At 57.6% G+C, this 16,350-nt stretch carries 22 protein-coding genes and 1 pseudogene; 12 read left to right on the top strand and 11 right to left on the bottom strand.

The window, feature by feature from the left end; translation table 11 throughout:
- The 3 genes and pseudogenes from ACLH1I_RS21760 to ACLH1I_RS21750 form a co-directional block, all read right to left on the bottom strand.
- The coding region (locus tag ACLH1I_RS21760; RefSeq protein ID WP_138920129.1) for an IS1 family transposase at nt 1-63 on the bottom strand (63 nt) is incomplete at its 3' end.
- Nucleotides 64-118: 55 nt separating this feature from the next.
- Nucleotides 119-484, bottom strand: a pseudogene (locus ACLH1I_RS21755) (glycosyl transferase); the annotation flags it as partial.
- Between the two features lie 183 nt (nt 485-667).
- Nucleotides 668-2,365, bottom strand: coding sequence for an NAD-dependent malic enzyme (locus ACLH1I_RS21750; RefSeq protein ID WP_004202648.1), 1,698 nt, complete (start codon nt 2,363-2,365; stop codon nt 668-670).
- A gap of 78 nt (nt 2,366-2,443) precedes the next feature.
- Between ACLH1I_RS21750 and ACLH1I_RS21745 the strand changes: the two genes are divergently transcribed.
- A complete protein-coding gene (locus ACLH1I_RS21745; protein ID WP_032425875.1) occupies nt 2,444-2,551 on the top strand; it encodes a hypothetical protein in 108 nt (35 codons plus the stop codon).
- Here the strand turns inward: ACLH1I_RS21745 and sra are convergent.
- Nucleotides 2,548-2,688: a stationary-phase-induced ribosome-associated protein gene (gene sra, locus ACLH1I_RS21740; protein WP_004202647.1), complete on the bottom strand. Its 141-nt coding sequence runs from the start codon at nt 2,686-2,688 to the stop codon at nt 2,548-2,550. The genes ACLH1I_RS21745 and sra overlap by 4 nt on opposite strands.
- A gap of 177 nt (nt 2,689-2,865) precedes the next feature.
- Complete coding sequence (locus tag ACLH1I_RS21735; RefSeq protein WP_043519632.1) at nt 2,866-3,717, bottom strand: Vmh family MBL fold metallo-hydrolase; 852 nt, start codon at nt 3,715-3,717, stop codon at nt 2,866-2,868.
- Between the two features lie 114 nt (nt 3,718-3,831).
- Here ACLH1I_RS21735 and ACLH1I_RS21730 point away from each other — a divergent pair, with 114 nt between their 5' ends.
- Nucleotides 3,832-4,725, top strand: a complete 894-nt coding sequence (locus ACLH1I_RS21730) for a LysR family transcriptional regulator (protein ID WP_198080070.1) — start codon at nt 3,832-3,834, stop codon at nt 4,723-4,725.
- Nucleotides 4,726-4,792: 67 nt separating this feature from the next.
- Here the strand turns inward: ACLH1I_RS21730 and ACLH1I_RS21725 are convergent, their stop codons facing one another.
- Both ACLH1I_RS21725 and ACLH1I_RS21720 read right to left on the bottom strand, forming a co-directional pair.
- Entirely contained in the window at nt 4,793-5,038 is a 246-nt protein-coding gene (locus ACLH1I_RS21725; RefSeq protein ID WP_004202643.1) for a YmjA family protein, read from the bottom strand.
- A 190-nt stretch (nt 5,039-5,228) separates the two neighbouring features.
- Nucleotides 5,229-6,143, bottom strand: coding sequence for an SDR family oxidoreductase (locus ACLH1I_RS21720; RefSeq protein ID WP_023318351.1), 915 nt, complete (start codon nt 6,141-6,143; stop codon nt 5,229-5,231).
- Between the two features lie 658 nt (nt 6,144-6,801).
- Here ACLH1I_RS21720 and ACLH1I_RS21715 point away from each other — a divergent pair.
- The 5 genes from ACLH1I_RS21715 (at nt 6,802) to ACLH1I_RS21695 (ending at nt 9,954) form a co-directional block, all read left to right on the top strand.
- A complete protein-coding gene (locus tag ACLH1I_RS21715; protein ID WP_004143718.1) occupies nt 6,802-6,987 on the top strand; it encodes a general stress protein in 186 nt (61 codons plus the stop codon).
- A 366-nt stretch (nt 6,988-7,353) separates the two neighbouring features.
- Nucleotides 7,354-7,569 carry a hypothetical protein gene (locus ACLH1I_RS21710; RefSeq protein WP_004202641.1) on the top strand — a complete coding sequence of 72 codons (216 nt, stop codon included), beginning with the start codon at nt 7,354-7,356 and terminating at the stop codon, nt 7,567-7,569.
- Between the two features lie 23 nt (nt 7,570-7,592).
- Nucleotides 7,593-8,099 carry a ferritin-like domain-containing protein gene (locus tag ACLH1I_RS21705; RefSeq protein WP_032456113.1) on the top strand — a complete coding sequence of 169 codons (507 nt, stop codon included), beginning with the start codon at nt 7,593-7,595 and terminating at the stop codon, nt 8,097-8,099.
- 16 nt (nt 8,100-8,115) lie between these two features.
- Complete coding sequence (locus ACLH1I_RS21700) at nt 8,116-8,289, top strand: hypothetical protein (RefSeq protein ID WP_017900532.1); 174 nt, start codon at nt 8,116-8,118, stop codon at nt 8,287-8,289.
- Between the two features lie 39 nt (nt 8,290-8,328).
- A complete protein-coding gene (locus ACLH1I_RS21695; RefSeq protein ID WP_198080069.1) occupies nt 8,329-9,954 on the top strand; it encodes an alpha-amylase family protein in 1,626 nt (541 codons plus the stop codon).
- On the opposite strand, the gene ACLH1I_RS21690 is transcribed toward ACLH1I_RS21695, so the two are convergent.
- The 3 genes from ACLH1I_RS21690 to ACLH1I_RS21680 all read right to left on the bottom strand — a co-directional run bounded on the left by ACLH1I_RS21690 (nt 9,951) and on the right by ACLH1I_RS21680 (nt 12,225).
- On the bottom strand, nt 9,951-10,946 hold the full coding sequence (locus tag ACLH1I_RS21690; RefSeq protein WP_065904322.1) for an SDR family oxidoreductase: 996 nt from the start codon (nt 10,944-10,946) through the stop codon (nt 9,951-9,953). The genes ACLH1I_RS21695 and ACLH1I_RS21690 overlap by 4 nt on opposite strands.
- Nucleotides 10,947-11,266: 320 nt before the next feature.
- On the bottom strand, nt 11,267-11,713 hold the full coding sequence (locus ACLH1I_RS21685) for a DUF421 domain-containing protein (RefSeq protein ID WP_004202634.1): 447 nt from the start codon (nt 11,711-11,713) through the stop codon (nt 11,267-11,269).
- A gap of 8 nt (nt 11,714-11,721) precedes the next feature.
- A complete protein-coding gene (locus ACLH1I_RS21680; protein ID WP_004202633.1) occupies nt 11,722-12,225 on the bottom strand; it encodes a hypothetical protein in 504 nt (167 codons plus the stop codon).
- 144 nt (nt 12,226-12,369) lie between these two features.
- Between ACLH1I_RS21680 and ACLH1I_RS21675 the strand changes: the two genes are divergently transcribed.
- The 4 genes from ACLH1I_RS21675 (at nt 12,370) to ACLH1I_RS21660 (ending at nt 14,465) form a co-directional block, all read left to right on the top strand.
- Nucleotides 12,370-12,774 (top strand): YdeI family stress tolerance OB fold protein, encoded by a 405-nt coding sequence (locus ACLH1I_RS21675; RefSeq protein ID WP_004202632.1) that lies wholly within the window; start codon nt 12,370-12,372, stop codon nt 12,772-12,774.
- Nucleotides 12,775-12,789: 15 nt separating this feature from the next.
- Nucleotides 12,790-12,936, top strand: a complete 147-nt coding sequence (locus ACLH1I_RS21670) for a hypothetical protein (protein ID WP_004202631.1) — start codon at nt 12,790-12,792, stop codon at nt 12,934-12,936.
- A gap of 114 nt (nt 12,937-13,050) precedes the next feature.
- Nucleotides 13,051-13,482 (top strand): OsmC family protein, encoded by a 432-nt coding sequence (locus ACLH1I_RS21665; RefSeq protein WP_198080067.1) that lies wholly within the window; start codon nt 13,051-13,053, stop codon nt 13,480-13,482.
- A 113-nt stretch (nt 13,483-13,595) separates the two neighbouring features.
- Nucleotides 13,596-14,465 carry an oxygenase MpaB family protein gene (locus ACLH1I_RS21660; RefSeq protein ID WP_198080065.1) on the top strand — a complete coding sequence of 290 codons (870 nt, stop codon included), beginning with the start codon at nt 13,596-13,598 and terminating at the stop codon, nt 14,463-14,465.
- Between the two features lies 1 nt (nt 14,466).
- Here the strand turns inward: ACLH1I_RS21660 and ACLH1I_RS21655 are convergent, their stop codons facing one another.
- Entirely contained in the window at nt 14,467-15,153 is a 687-nt protein-coding gene (locus ACLH1I_RS21655) for an ABC transporter substrate-binding protein (RefSeq protein WP_004202628.1), read from the bottom strand.
- Nucleotides 15,154-15,375: 222 nt separating this feature from the next.
- Between ACLH1I_RS21655 and ACLH1I_RS21650 the strand changes: the two genes are divergently transcribed.
- Entirely contained in the window at nt 15,376-16,317 is a 942-nt protein-coding gene (locus ACLH1I_RS21650; protein ID WP_004202626.1) for a cation diffusion facilitator family transporter, read from the top strand.
- The last annotated feature ends 33 nt before the right edge of the window (nt 16,318-16,350 follow it).

The following is a 16,350-nucleotide window of genomic DNA, read 5'->3' as shown; positions in this document are numbered from 1 at the left end:
GCCATTACGCATCACGCCTTCAGTAGCGGAACAGGAGGGACAGCAGACGGAGACTGAAGCCACGGGAGCACCTCAAAAACACCATTATACACTAAATCAGCAAGTTGGTAGCATCACCGGCATCCCGTCCGGGGGTGACCTCCGGATGGAGGAAAATAAAGATCCCGGCGGCAATCAGTACCATCAGCGGGAATAGCGGATGCTGTATCGGCCGCCAGGGAATATTACGCACCGCCAACAGCCAGACCAGAGTCAGAAACAACACGTAGAGCAGGGCGAAGAAGAATTTACTCGGCGTATAGATGACGATGTCCACCAGATCGCCGGTAGCGGGCTGATACTGCTCAGCGCGCGGGGTGAGCATCCACATATCGCCGCCAGAGAGGCACAGGCCGGCGATGATGGCGATACTACCCGTGAGGAGTAAGACAATCCGGATCAGAATAGCCTTCGCTTTATTCGCGTCAGGGGTTAATTTTTGCATTTCACATTCCGTTGTGAGGGGGTGAGAAACAACTATTTTGCACAGCGGAGGGCGCGCGGCAAATGCTATCCGTTTTCTATTTTTACGATAAATGAATATGGGCGGAAAAGGCGTTTCTGTGGTGGGAAATATTATCCGGACGCTATTAATAACCGGGCCGATCGTTCGGCCCGGTGAGCGCGATTAAATTGAGGTGCGGCGGTAATTACGATATTCCGGCAGCCAGAAATTATCGCTGATGGACTGCAGCAGCGCTTCTGCGGAGGTTTTCACCGCCACGCCCTGCTCCTGAGCCACCTTACCGACCGCGAAGGCGATCGCCCGCGAGACGGTCTGGATATCCTTCAGCTCCGGCAGCACCGGACCTTCACCGTTGTTCACCAGCGGCGAGTGTTTCGCCAGGGTTTCGCTGGCGGCCATCAGCATCTCGTCGGTGACCCGCGACGCGCCGGAGGCGATCACCCCCAGACCAATGCCCGGGAAGATATAGGAGTTGTTGCACTGGGCGATGGGGTACTGTTTGCCTTTGACGGTAACCGGGGCAAACGGACTGCCGGTGGCGACCAGCGCCTCGCCGTCGGTCCAGCTCAGGATATTCTGCGGCGTGGCTTCCACCCGTGACGTTGGGTTGGAGAGCGGCATCACGATTGGCCGCGGGCAATGCTTGTGCATTTCGCGGATAATCTCTTCCGTGAACAGCCCCGGCTGACCGGAAACGCCGATCAGGATGTTCGGTTTCACGTTGCGCACCACGTCGAGCAGGGAGAGCACATCGTTAGTGGTATCCCAGCCCTGCAGATGTTCGCGCTTCTGCACCAGCTTGTTCTGGAACGGCAGCAGATTAGGCATGCCGTCGGTTAACAGGCCAAAGCGGTCAACCATGAACACACGCTGGCGGGCCTCTTCTTCACTGAGTCCTTCGCGGACGATCTGGGCGATAATTTGCTCGGCGATGCCGCAGCCGGCGGAGCCCGCCCCGAGGAAGACAATTTTCTGTTCGCTCAGTTGGCTGCCGGCGCCGCGGCTGGCGGCGATCAGCGTCCCGACGGTCACCGCCGCAGTGCCCTGAATATCGTCGTTAAAGGAGCAGATCTCATTGCGGTAGCGGTTGAGCAGCGGCATGGCGTTCTTCTGCGCAAAGTCTTCAAACTGCAGCAGCACGTCCGGCCAGCGGGCCTTAATCGCCTGGATCACGTCGTCAACGAACTGGTAGTACTCGTCATCGGTAATACGCGGGTGGCGCCAGCCCATATACAGCGGATCGTCCAGCAACTGCTGGTTGTTTGTTCCGACGTCCAGCACGATGGGCAGGGTGTAAGCCGGGCTGATGCCGCCGCAAGTGGTGTACAGCGACAGTTTGCCGATCGGGATCCCCATCCCGCCGATGCCCTGGTCGCCGAGGCCGAGGATACGCTCGCCATCGGTCACCACAATCACTTTGACGTTATGGTTCGGGACGTTCTGCAGAATGTCGTCAAGATTATGGCGATTCTGGTAGGAGATAAAGACGCCGCGGGCGCGACGGTAAATCTCGGAGAAACGTTCGCAGGCGGCGCCTACCGTCGGGGTATAGATAACCGGCATCATCTCTTCGAGATGGTTGCCAATCAGGCGATAGAAAAGGGTCTCGTTGGTGTCCTGGATGTTACGCAGGTAAATGTGTTTGTCGATTTCTGTTTTGAATCCCTGATACTGGATCCATGCGCGTTCCGCTTGCTCTTCGATGGTTTCAACCACTTCCGGCAGCAGGCCAAGAAGGTTGAAACTGCTGCGCTCTTCCATACTGAAGGCGCTGCCCTTGTTGAGCAGGGGGAATTCAAGCAGAACGGGACCCGCGTAGGGGATGTACAGGGAACGGTTTTTCTTATGGGTAAATTGCATCGCACTAACTCCTTGATCGTGTCCACAGTCCCGCCGCGGCGATAAGCGAAGGGCGGGTGGAAAAGCAGCGGGCAGAGTATAGAGCAGAAGGTCTTCAAGCGGGTAAACAAGCCGTCAATTGCCATAAAAAAACACCATCCTGGCAACAGGACGGTGTTGTTTATCATCACTCAGGCTGAAAATTAACCACCGCGGCGTTTGCGGCCGGTAGCATGGATATGGTTGAGGGTGGTTGCTTCATCGCCTTCCAGCACCACTTTTTTCTGCTGGGAAAGCTTGTAGTTCAGACCGAGAAGATGACGTGCCTGATGGTTCGATTTCATTCTGACTCCTTTATCCTGTTCTGGTTTCAAGGGCAAACCCGGTGGTGACCGGATGAAATGTAACCCAAAGTTGGCCGCACGTTTTTTATGCGGCCACAGGTAGGGTGGTCCATTTTCAGGGCAATAGCAACCTCAGTGCGCCAGATTAAGAACAGTCTCCCTCGCGCAGCGCCGGCGTTACCACTTCATCTCGCCGGTATTAACTTTTGCGCTGAGCTCCAGCGAGCTGGTTTCCGCCAGCCCTGGCCACTGTGTCTCCATTGCCTTGATCACCCCGGCGGAGTCCTTATGTGTCTTCAGCGCTTGCTCAAACTGCTGGAGGTAGGTTTTGGTAAAGCGCACCGCGCTGTCACCCTCCGGCGGCGTGCCGAGGTAATGTCCCGGGATCACCTGCTGCGGGTGCAGAGCAATCATCTGGTCCAGCGTAGTGCGCCACTGCTGTCGACTGGCCGGCGTCTGGGTGTCGGCGGTCCAGAGATGCATGCCCCAGGCCACGCCGGTGCCGCCGAGGATCGTTTTGTTCGCCCGGATCCAAACGAACGCCGCGTAGTCATGGGGCTGCATAATCGTCACTTTTTCGCCATCGATGGTAAAGCTGTTGGCTTTCAGCGCCTGCGGGACGTATACCTGCGTCGGCGCACCGTCTTTCATCTGTGGTCCCCAGTACGCCAGCTTTGCCGCTTTGGTGGCTGCAATATGTTTAACCACTTCCGGCGTGGCGACCACTTCCGCCTGCGGGAAGGCTTTCACCAGCGGCTCAAGGCCAAAATAGAAGTCAGGATCGCCGGAGGTGATCACAATCCGCGACAGCGGTTTGCCGTTTTTCTTGATCATGTCTACCAGCTTTTCGCCGTCTTTGACGCTGAACTGGGCGTCAAACAGCACCGCTTCATGCGGGCCGGAAACGAGGGTGGAGTTGACGGCAAAAAGACCTTTCTCCTGAGGGTTGTAAGTCTGCAGCGTCAGCGGCGCCGCGAAGACCGCGCCGCTGAACAGGGCGGTGGCAATAGCAAGAGCAGATAATTTCATGATTCATTCTCAATGACAGGGGAATGCGTAGCATTGTACGGATTTCGCCATTTGATAGAATTCCTGAAATAAGAGATGCTGAGTTTCATAAATCGTGCAGATAAAGGGGGCGTGATGGACAGGGTAATTGCGGCGCAGGTGTATCTGCGAATTTGCGAGCTGGGAAGCCTCAGCGCCGCGGCGCGCGCGCTGGGGATGTCGCGCCCGATGGTCAGCCGCTATCTGGAACAGATGGAGAGCTGGGCCGGCGCCCGGCTGATCCATCGCTCAACCCGGCGGCTGACGCTGACCCCGGCCGGGGAGAAGGTATTGCTCAAGACCCGCGGCCTGACGCGGATCGCCGATGAAATCGCCGGCGAACGCCAGCGTACCGACCCCAGCGGCACGCTGCGGGTGGCGTGCGCGCATTTTACCGCGATGCAGCTGATCTCCCCGCTACTGCCGGATTTTCTTGCCCGTTATCCGCTGTTGCGTCTGGAGCTGGATATCAATAACCATCCGGTCAGCCTGATCGGCGAGCGCATCGACGTGGCTATTCGCATTACCGATAATCCGGAGGCGGGGGCTATCGCTCGCCGCCTCGGCGTGTGCCGGTCGCTACTCTGCGCTGCGCCGCGCTGGATCCGCCAGCATGGTCCGCTGACGACCCTTGACGATCTGCAACAGCATAACTGCCTGTTATACAGTCATTTTGCCGGCCAGCGCTGGCAATTCAGCGATGCACAGGGTCAGGAGGCGTCGGTGGCAGTGAACGGTAATCTGAGCGCCGGGATCTCTTCCTTACTGCTGGAGGCGGCGGTCGCGGGGTGCGGCATCGCGATGCTCCCCGAACTGGAGGCGCGGAGCGCGATTGCCAGCGGCGCGCTGGAGGTGGTGCTTCCTGACTGGACGCCAAAGGCGCTGAGCGTTTACGGCATCTATCTTTCCCGCGACTATCAGCCCGATGGGCTGACGCTGTTTCTGGATGCGCTGCAGCGACGTCTGGGGAAAACGCTCGCCGATGCCTGAGCACTGACGCCGCCTTCAGCGGCAGCGCCGGCGGGCGGTTGCCCTGCCGGAAAGTCAAGGATCAACCTTACTCATTGCCCCACTGATTAAGGAAGTTGGCGATATCGTCAATACGGCGTTCGTCAATGGCCGCCTCGCGGGCCATCTCCTGCTGCGCTTCTTCATCGATCTCTTCGTTGTTGGTTAATCGCGCAATCAGCAGCTGAAAATAGCGCGCCAGCGCATCGCGTTCCTCATCCTTAACCGGGGCAGCCGCTTCGGTCTCGTATTCGTCCACGATGTCATAAAATTTCAGGGGAATGTCGTTACTCATCTGTCGTCCTCAGGATTGGCGTCAGGGCCGGGGTTAGCGCACAGCGGCGGGCGAGTATCATAGCACGCAGCCGGTAGGCTGCAGGAGAGGAAAAATCGCTGCGGCGGCGAGGCGAGAGGGCAGATATCGCTCCCCGGGGGACGGAGGGTAAAACCGGCGCGCGATGCCGCACGCCGGTCTGCCAGGAGGCTTAGACTACCCCGTCTCCACCGTCAGAGCACCACACCTGGCCGGAGGTATATGAGCAGGCATCGGATGCCAGGGTGACGTACAGCGGGGCGATCTCGACCGGCTGCCCCGGGCGCCCCATCGGCGTGTCTTTCCCGAACTGTTTCACTTTCTCGTCCGGCTGACCGCCGCTGGACTGCAGCACCGTCCAGTAAGGGCCGGGGGCTACGGCGTTAACGCGAATGCCGCGTTTTGCCACCTGTTTGGCCAGCGATTTGGTGAAGATCGCCAGGCAGGCTTTGGTCTGGGCGTAATCGAGGAGGATCGGACTGGGTTTATAGGCCTGCACCGAGGTGGTGTTGATGATCGCGCTCCCGGCCTGGAGATGGGGCAGCGCGGCGCGGGTGATCCAGAACGGCGCGTAGACATTGGTCTTAAAGGTGGCGTCAAAGTCTTCGGTGGTCAGCTCCTCAAGGGTCTCACAATATTGCTGACGTCCGGCGTTATTGACCAGGATGCTCAGGCCACCCAGCTGTTGCACCGCGTCGGCCACCAGAGTCTGACAGAAGGACTCGGAGCGAATATCCCCCGGCAGGGCCACCGCGGTGCGGCCTTCGGCTTTGATCAGAGCGATGACTTCATCGGCGTCCTCTTGCTCCTCCGGCAGATAGCTTATGGCGACATCGGCCCCTTCGCGGGCAAAGGCGATCGCCACCGCGCGGCCAATGCCGGAGTCGCCGCCGGTAATTAGCGCTTTCTTACCGGCCAGCCGCCCGGTGCCGGTGTAGCTGGTTTCCCCATGGTCCGGTGACGGCTCCATTTCCGCATCCAGACCCGGCGGGTTCTGTTCTTGCTCCGGGAACTCCGGACGTGGAGCCGTCTCTTCTGGCAACATGGAGGTGGGTAGTTTCTTCATGGGCGGTTTTTCATCTTGCATAGTCATCTCCTTCAGACAGAACGGGCCAGCTGTAAGGATAGGTCAGGTTCCCCCATCGCCAGACCCCGGATGACTCACCCAGGGCCAGTGAATGGCCGCTAAAAGACGCATTGTTATTCCTTAACCGACTGATCCCCGGCGTATTTAAGCAAATAGCGCTGCGTTATCATTGCCGGGGTTAAATTAGGATTATTCCATCATGACTTAATGCGGGCTGGCTATTTTATTTACTGCGCGGCGGAGATTTTTTAAAGGCAGAGAGGGAGACAAAGTGAAAAGGGGAATAATAGGGTAATCCGCTACGCATGGATAATAATGGTATACCTCTTTGGTGTTAATTTTTGGAAGGGTGGCAGCCCGGGATTAGTAGAAACATTTATTCATCAGATTATTTTCATTAGTTTACAAACGTGAACCAATGTCCACAGTACAGTTCACAAGGTACATATAACCCAAAGCGAATAAAGGAGTTGCGTAAAAATTAATTTTTATTGCCGCTTCGCTGTGGTTAATTTATTTTGTCGATGCGCTGGGTGATGGCCAAAATTAATTTGACTCCTGCGGGTATTCCACTAGTGTTAGATATCGAGGGCGATGATTTGTAACAGGGTCATTTTCCATTTACCAACCGATATTGATCAAACCAAAGGTGAAAATTATGGCAGAGCATAGAGGCGGTTCAGGTAATTTTGCAGAAGATCGTGAAAAAGCATCCGAAGCCGGGCGTAAAGGTGGGCAGCACAGCGGCGGGAACTTCAAAAATGATCCTGAGCGTGCATCCGAAGCCGGTAAAAAGGGTGGTAAGAACAGCCATGGCGGCGGCCGTAAATCCGGCGACAGCTGATGACTGATGACCCGTGACGCCGTTATGACGGTGTCGGGAAAGAAACCTGTGGGCCTGTGGGTCCGCAGGTTTCTGTTTATTTGCAAACGCTTTCCTCAGCTATTGTCTATTCTCCGCGACGGGAAAAGAGGTGCAGAATAATTTAATTACAGCCATCTTAACAATTAAATACTGATTACCGCAACGGCATTGTGCCGGCGAAGCGCTAAGAGTGAGTAAATAACGGTTCGGAGCAATACGTAACAGTACTGCTTTTTATCGCGGTGCATAAGTAAGCTATTTTAAGCCTGGTGTCAATCGTCGGACGCCAGGGGCGGGTAGCAACACATCCGCTTGCTAAATATTGTTCAGATCTAAGGTAATAAAATGAAACTGACGCCGGTATTTATTAAGCGCTGTCATCTTGTGGCCGCCGTTATGTGGGTGGGCCTGGCGATACCCTCGTTAATCTGGTGGAAAGACAGCGTCCTGTGGGTCATTCTCATCAGTATTTATGCCAATATTGTTGGACATTTATCCGGATATAGCGCAGCGCGAGCTGACCAGGCGGCGGAAGAGAATGAAGATTCCCCGTCAAAATAAATAATTAACGATCAGAGGTGTCTATGACGGATAGTGAAAATTACCACAACTGGCTTCGCGATGCCCATGCCATGGAAAAACAGGCCGAGTCACTGCTTATGGCCACCATCAGACGCCTCGATAATGAACCGCAACTGCGAACCCGCCTTGAACAACATCTTTATGAAACTCGTCGGCAACTGTCCGCTCTGCAGGACCTTATCGCCCGCAACCATATTTCCCGCTCGGCGCTGAAGGATGCGATGAGCCGGGTCGCAGCCCTGGGCCAGACTATCGGCATCATGCTACCCGGCGATGAGCTCATTAAACTCATTATCACCGCCTACGTTTTTGCCCATTTTGAGGTCGCCTGCTATACCGCTTTATTAACGGCGGCGAAGCGCGTGGGGGACCATAGTGCGATGCCGACTCTGGAAGGGATCCTTGCCGAAGAGAGAGGAATGGCTGACTGGCTGCTGCATCATCTGCCGGCGCTGACCGGACAATATCTGATGCATAACTCTCTGCCCGGCGTTGAGGCCGGACAATAAGCCGCCGGAGTCAATCATGGTTAAGCGCCACACCATCGCGATCCTCGCCACAGAGAAAGCGGTTCCGCTGAAATTAACCGCCAGGCAGCAGGCGCTGGTGGACGCGGTGGCGAACAGGGTGCCACCTGCAGAGCACGGCCCCGTATCGCCAGTCGACAAAACGCGCACGAAAACCAGCAGGGCGCGCTGAGGACGCTGACAGTGGCGGGCAGAACGCAAGGTGATAGTGATGCAACAGGAAGAGTGGTTTCACAGAGCGGTCATCTATCAGGTTGACAGTGCTCTGTTTTACGACGCCAACGGCGATGGGTATGGCGATCTTGCCGGTATACGCCAAAAGCTGCACTACATTCGTAGCCTGGGGGCGACGGTGCTCTGGCTGACCCCTTTCTATCTTACCCCACTGCAGGATGATGGCTATGATATCAGCGACCATTTGCAGCCCGATCCCCGTTTCGGGACCATCGCCGACGTGATTGAGCTGATTGCCCGCGCCCGGGAGCTGGGGCTGCGGGTGATTGTTGAGCTGGTTATCCAGCATACTTCTGCCCAGCACCCGTGGTTTCAGGCGGCGCGACGCGATCCCCGGTCGCCGTGGCGGCCATACTATCTTTGGGCCGATCGGCCCCCGGAGAACGACGATCCTCCCATGTTTCCCGGCGTCGAGGAGAGCGTCTGGAGCTGGGACGACCAGGCCGGACAATACTATCGCCATATGTTTTATCGCCATGAGCCCGACCTGAATCTCGCTCATCCGCCGGTGATCGCTGAAATTGAAAACATCATCACCTTCTGGCTGCAGGCCGGGGTGTCAGGATTTCGCCTCGATGCGGCGTCACATCTGGTGAAGCAGGCCGGGAAGGGCGACGAGGCGCGGGGCTACCCGCTGTTGACGCATCTCCGGCAGGTCGTGCAGCGCCTCAATCCCGACGCGATACTGTTGGGTGAAGTGGACGTGGAAGTGGAAGATTATCGCCATTATTTCGGCCGCGGCGATCGGCTGCAGATGGTGCTCAATTTTTGGCTTAATAAATATCTCTATGTCAGCCTGGCGCAGCAGCGCGCCACCCCGGTAGTGAAGGCGTTGCAGGCAATGGTGGCCCCGCCGGACGGATGCTGCTTCGTCAACTGGCTGCGTAACCATGATGAACTGGACCTTGAGGGGATTGGCGAACGCAACAAACGCCAGGTTATCCGCACCTTTGCCCCTGATAAATCGATGTCCGTTTACCAGCGCGGCGTGCGCCGGCGGCTGGCGCCGATGCTGGATGGCGATACCCGACGCATCGCGCTGGCTCATGCCATCCTGCTCGCGCTGCCTGGCGTGCCGGTGATGCGCTATGGCGACGAGATTGGTATGGGCGACGATCTGCGCTTACCGGAGCGCTACGCGGTCCGAACGCCGATGCAGTGGTCGGGCGCGCCCAACGGCGGCTTTTCCCGGGCGGCGCCGGATGATTTGCCGGTGAAACCGGTGGCCAGTGGACGGTTTCGCTACCAGCGGATCAATGTCGAAGCGGCGTTGCGCCACCCCCGGTCGCTACTGCATCGGGTACGCAATATGGTGCTGGCGCGCACGGAATATACTGAACCGGGATCCATCCCTTTTACCCTTATTACGGTGAAGCCAGCCGCGGTGCTGGGCTTGTGCTATCGCAGCGAATCGCGGGAGGTGCTGATGCTGGCGAACTGCAGCCAGCAGGCGGTGGAGGTCCAGCTCCCGCCGCTGGCCGAGGGTTACTGGAGCCCTATCCTGGAAGATAAGTTCTACCAGGACGGGCTATACGGCGGAGAAAAGGCGCGGCTGGCGCTCTCCGGCTATGGTTACCGCTGGTTCAGCCGCAGCCTGCTTTAGCGCCGTCTTCCTGGTCGGCGGAACAATGCCCGCAGGGCCATCGTCGCCACCGCCACACCGACGCCGGCAGCCACTTTACCCGGAAGATCGGCGCTGATGGTCACCGCTTTACGCCGCGCGCCATCGTTAAAGGGGCCGTGTCCGGGATGATTGCCGCGCACTGGCGTGAACAGGTCGTCCTGATGCTCTGCCGGCTTCGGCTGGCCGGTAAACTGTCCCTCCCACGCTTTTTTCACCATCAGCCGATCGAGCAGACGAGGGAAGAAGACCTGGCCGAGGATCGACTGGATGGTGCTTTTCCCCACCCACAGCTCGTTCACCGGCCGCTGGATCACGCTGTAGATGGCCTCAGCGGCGACCTCCGGCTGATAGACCGGCGGTACCGGCTGCATGGCCTGCTCCATTTTGTTGCGCGCCCAGCCAAACTGAGCAGTATTCATCCCCGGCAGCTGGACCATGGTCAACTGGATGTGGCTTTTCTCATGCATCAGCTCGGTGCGCACGGCATCGGTGAAGCCGCGGATCGCCGCTTTCGCGCCGCAATAGGCCGACTGCAGGGGGATCGAGCGCCAGGCCAGCGCCGATCCAGCCTGAATAATCACCCCCCGATCCCGGGGCGTCATGACCTCGAGCGCCGCGCGGGTGCCGTTGACATAGCCGAGATAGGTCACCTCCGTCACCCGGCGAAATTCGTCGTCGCTCATCTGCCGAAAGGGCGCCAGCACGGTGGTCATGGCGTTATTGATCCAGACGTCTATGGCGCCGAGGGTGGCTTCCACCTCGGCGGCGGCGCGCTGCACGGCCCCGGCATCGGCGACATCGGCGCTAATCGCCAGCGTTTTGACGCCGAAACGTTCACAAGCCTGCTGCGTCTCCTGCAGACCCGTTTCATCGCGGGCGATCAGCGCCACGTGATACCCTGCGCGGGCGAAACGCAGCGCGGTGGCTTTTCCTGCCCCGGCGGTTCCGCCGGTAATAACCATCACGGACATAGTGACCTCATTAATTGTTTCGCTATCGTAAATTTGAGCTGCACGGATCGAATCATTATTAAGCATAAATAACGACGGTGAGGTGGGAAATATCCTGGAATAAGCGCAGTGTGAATCAGGCGACATATCCTGATGACTCTGGCCTGTTTCTGCATAAGCAGGCGTTAAGGTTCTATAATCTGTAAGATACTTGACAACCCGCGAGGAGGAAAAATGTTGACAGTAAACACGCGTAGCGTTGAAAAAGAAGAGGACGACGCCACCCGCGCCCCGGAATCGGGGGATAAACAACCGGAGCGCGATAAATAGCTAAGCCTGTGTTATTCCTGTTCCGGAATAATGGATATCTGGCCGTTACGTTCGAGAATAGCGAATTTTATCGCTTTCAGTTCATAAATCCCATGGTGCTGCCTGGCCGCCAGCAGGATATCATCGACAGAAATATTGACGAGCTTCATTTTCTCATCGATGACAGCACCATTTTCCACTACGATAACCGGCGTGCCATCCAGAAAATTTTCCGCCTGGGCAAATTTTTTCTTAATATAGCCGAATAAAATATCAATACTGACCAGGGTGACGATAGTCAGCATCGAACCGGTAACGGAATAGTCTGTGCTGAGCATCGCCTGCTGGGTCGCTTCACTGATAATCAGCAGCAGTATCAGGTCAAAATTGGTTAACTGCATCAGGGTTCGTCTACCGGCAATCTTGAAAATAATCAGCAGGATCAGATAGATTGCTGCGGCTCTGAGGACCATTTCCATCGCGACTCCTACGGATAGACAAACTGTTGCCAGCTGACGGCAGGGCGATCGTTGACTGCCGCCTGCAGGGAAATATTGCCTATCGTTTTGGGGGTAATAGATAACCATACCGATTGCGGCGAGCGGCTGGTTGTCCGCTGATACACCAGATGTAATTTCCCGTCGGCACTGTACATCTTATCCGGCTGCGGGCGGATATCGCCAACCTGGTAACGGGTTAATAACGTGGCGGCGAAACTGATCGTCGTGTCATTTTCCTGCGTGGGTTTGATTTGAATATTCAGTTCGGTTTCACTCATCAGTCTGGCATAACGCTGGTAATCGACGCGTAATTCACCTTCAGGGCTTTCCCGGTGCGCCTCACTGAAATATCCGGAGGACCACAGGCCGCTTAATGCGGTAAGAATGATGAGGCTGAGAACAATTATCCCATAGCGCCTGAAGCGATATTCAAAGCGGAGGGCCTGTTCATTCTCGTCGACGATGTGACAAGGTTGTTGATTCTCAGTCATTATTATTTCCCCGCGTTTCGTTTCGCCATCAGCGTAACGATAAGGACATTCTTATATTAGACGATATCAGAACAATTGACTTTGTAAAAATGGCCAGCCTCAGCCAGGCTTTAATCTGTTCATCAGCAAAAACAAGGAGGCATGATGAAAAAATTAGCCTTGGCCATGGCCTGTTTGTTTGCCGCCGCGGTCGCGCAGGCGGACGATAAAGGCGGTTTTAGCCAGGATGCCGCGCCGCCGCCGCCGCACAAACTCGATGACGGCTATCGCGGCGTCGAGGAGGGGCGGATCATGACCGTTGAGCAGGCGAAAACCATGCACGATGGCGCCACGGTTTCCCTGCGCGGCAATCTGCTCACCCGACAGGGGGATGACCGTTATCAGTTTCGCGATAAAAGCGGCACCATCACCGCCATTATTCCGGTTGCCGCGTTTAATGAACAGCACGTAGAGCCTGACGATCTGGTCAGTATTAACGGCAGCCTTGATCGCAAAATGACGCCGCCGGTAGTACGTATCGATCGCCTGCTCAAACAGTCGCCTAAGTAAGGGGAGCTTACCGGTATGAGCAAAACATCCCACCCGCATGACGAGGAGCGCGGGAAGCACCCTGCGCGCGAGGCGCCTGACGAACATGGCGAAGTGCCGCGTAAACGGGACGACAGCGAGGATGACAAAACCGATCCTTACCATCCTCACGATGGCCGTTAGCGTCATCCGCAACGGGAACTTTTTGGGAACGCTGATGCGGCGGGCCGCAGAATAGAAGCAGGTTCAGCATCAGGCACTATACTTTTTGTTCGACATCATCACAGGAGGAGTCATATGGCGATTCATAAGAAAGGGCTGGCGCACTGGGAAGGCGATCTCAAGCATGGCAAAGGCACCGTGTCGACGGAGAGCGGGGCGCTGAGCCAGCAGCCCTACGGCTTTAATACCCGTTTTGAAGGGGTGAAAGGCACCAACCCCGAAGAGCTGATCGGCGCCGCACATGCAGCCTGCTTCTCGATGGCCCTATCGTTGATGCTCAGCGAAGAGGGCTATACCGCGACGTCCATCGACACCACCGCAGTGGTCACCCTTAATAAAACCGACGGTGGGTTTGCAATAACCGACATCGCGTTGCAAAGCAAGATTGTCCTGCCCGGCGTTGCGCCGGCGGCGTTCGATGAGATCATCCAGAAAGCGAAGGCCGGCTGCCCGGTATCACAGGTGCTGAAAGCCAATATCACCCTTGACTACCAGCTAAATCCATAAGCTGTTGTGCCCGCACTCTGCGGGCACCGTTCCCGCGATCTCTCTCCCTGTCACTGCCTCCGCTGCGCAATAGTGGTATCTTTGGTCCTTTGGTAAACGTAAGGGACTCCAGCATGATCGGCATTCGCGGAATGATCGCGGCGCAGGTGCTCGGCCTGACCGGCATGGCGCTAAAAGAGATTGATTTTGAACAGCCCAAAGGGGAGCCGGGGCTTTTTGGTCCGCAATCAGCCATCTGGCAGGTGCATGGCGATTTTACCTCAATGCTGTGCGGCGGCATTAGCGCGCTGTTGCTGCAGATGCTGCACCCCCTGGCGCTGGCCGGCGTCTGGGACCACTCCCGTTTCCGCGAGGATATCTTTGGCCGCCTGCGTCGCACCAGTCAGTTTATCTCCGCTACCACCTTCGCCGCCACCCCCGACGCCGAGCGGCTGATCGCCAAAGTGCAGGGGATCCATCAGCGGATCGCCGGGGTGGACAAGGACGGCACGCCGTATCAGGCAAGCGACCCGGCGCTGTTGACCTGGGTGCATGTCGCTGAGTGCAGCCGCTTTATGGCCTCCCACCTGCGCTACAAGCGGACGGTGGTCAGCGTCCAGCGCCAGGAGGACTATTTTCGCGAGTCGGCGGAGATCGCTCGTCGGTTGGGAGCCAAAGATATTCCCCAGACGCCGAATGAGGTCGCGGACTATCTTGAGGCGATGCGTCCGCAGCTGCGCTGTGACGAACGTACCCGGGAGGTAGCCGAGGTGCTGCTCACCACCCGTCTGCCGGGTCGCCTGAGTCAGCCGGTTGGCCAGGTGATGATGCGGGCCGGGATCGATCTTCTGCCGCCATGGGCGCAGGAGATGCTGGGACTGTCGCTGTCGCCGCTGCAGCGGCGCACGACGCGTCTGATGGTACTGGCCATCGCCCGCGTGCTGCGCGCCTCGGTACGTAACGGCGCCTGGCATTGCGCCATGCGCCGGATGGCGGAGGCGTGATTCAGCCCGCCTTGCCCAGGTGCCGGGCAATCAGCGCCTCCAGGCTACCGTCCGCCCGCCATTCGTCCAACGCGTCATTCACCGCGTTAAAGCGGACCACATCATCCCGGGCGACGCAGATGGCCTGCTGGATCTCGGTAAAATTATCCGCTAAGACCCGCACCCCCGGATGGCGGCGCGCTGTCGCCTCCAGCGGCTGACGGATGCCAGCGACCATATCCCCTTCACCGGCGAGGAAGGCGTCGATGGCCTCCTGCGAGGAGGGGAGACGATTCAGGCTGGCGTGCTGCAGATGGCGGGTGAGCCACAGATCGTAGGCGGCGTTTTGCCCGACGTTAATCGTGGTTGCCGGGCGATCCATATCGGCCACGCTCTGGCAGGGCGAACCGGCTCTCACCAGCGCGGTCCCCTGAATGGTGATATAGGGAGAAGTAAAGCGCAGGGTCGCCTCCCTCGCCGGGTCGATGGCCAGAAAGGCGATATCCCAGCGTTCGCCTCCGGCGTCGGCCACCACTTTACCGGCGGCAGGATAGGTGACGAACTCGGCGACGACGCCCCAGCGCTGCGCCAGTCGATGGCTGAGCTCGGGGGTAATGCCTGTCGGCTCGCCGTTTTCTCCAGGATGGGCCAGTACCGCATTGCCCAGATTAATGGCAAAACGCAGCCGGGATGGTGTGATTGCTGACATCGCTGACTCCTGTGGTGGCTAAGAGAAGGTGGCCCGACCTGTTGGTCGCCAGTGAAAAGATAGTCCATCCGCGCGCGGTTGTACCTCCGGGGCCACACTTTCAGAATACAGTAATTAACGACCGCAGCGATTTCGTTAAACAGCAAGGCAATGGCTTTTATATTGTTAAGCATAAACTCAGCTTGTCAGTTTATTCTTCCCGCTCACTGAGGGAGAGAAATAATGGCACAACATAATTTTGAAAATGATAATAAATATCATCAGCGTTCTGAGCAGGCGCGAAGGAGTACCCTGGTTAGCGTGGTGGTCAATATTTTTCTCTCCGCGTTGCAGATTGCGGTGGGAATATATTCTGGTTCCCAGGGGTTAATTGCCGATGGCATGCACTCTTTTTCCGATCTGCTCGCCGATGGCGTCGTGCTGGTGGCGAATAAAAAGAGTCGCCGACCGTCTGACCACGATCACCATTATGGCCACTGGCGTTATGAGAACGGCGCCTCTCTGGTCCTCGGCGCGATCCTGGTGCTGGTCGGGGTCGGTATGCTGTGGTCTGCCGCGGGTCATCTCGCGCAACCGCAGACGATTCCGCCGGTGCACAGCGTGGCGCTGTGGATGGCGCTGACGGCGCTGGTGGTCAAAGAGGGGCTGTTTCGCTATATGCTGGCGGCCGCCAGGCGGCTGAACTCCTCGCTGCTCATCGCCAACGCCTGGCATGCCCGCTCAGACGCCGCGTCATCACTGGTGGTGGCGCTGGGGATTATCGGTAATCTGGCCGGGTTCGCCTGGTTCGACCCGCTCGCCGCGCTGGCGGTAGGGCTGGTGATTACGCGGATGGGCTATCGTTTCGCCGCCACCGCGCTGCACGATTTAATGGACCGCGCTGTCGATGAAGAGACGCAGCGGGCAATCGCCGGCACGCTGCGGGCCACGCCGGGCGTGGCGGGTCTGCACGATTTGAAAACCCGTAAGGCGGGGGATCTGGTGCTGGTGGATGTCCATCTCGAGGTAGCCGGAGAGCTGTCGGTCGCTGAAGGGCATCAGATTGCCCGGCAGGCGCGGGAGCGGGTCATGGCGCAGCATCCGGTGCTTAATGTGATGGTGCATCTCGATCCCTGCGCGGCGGTTGCCAGTTCGCCGGGGGAGGCAAACTGCCTGACGTCATAAGCGGAAAATAGACTGGCTCAGCGGTTATTTTAT

This window comes from Klebsiella sp. 1SOBk10mer (assembly GCF_046602535.1).
GTDB lineage: Bacteria > Pseudomonadota > Gammaproteobacteria > Enterobacterales > Enterobacteriaceae > Klebsiella > Klebsiella quasipneumoniae.
Note: the sequence above shows the minus strand (reverse complement) of the source record. Positions and strands in the feature narration are given on the sequence as shown.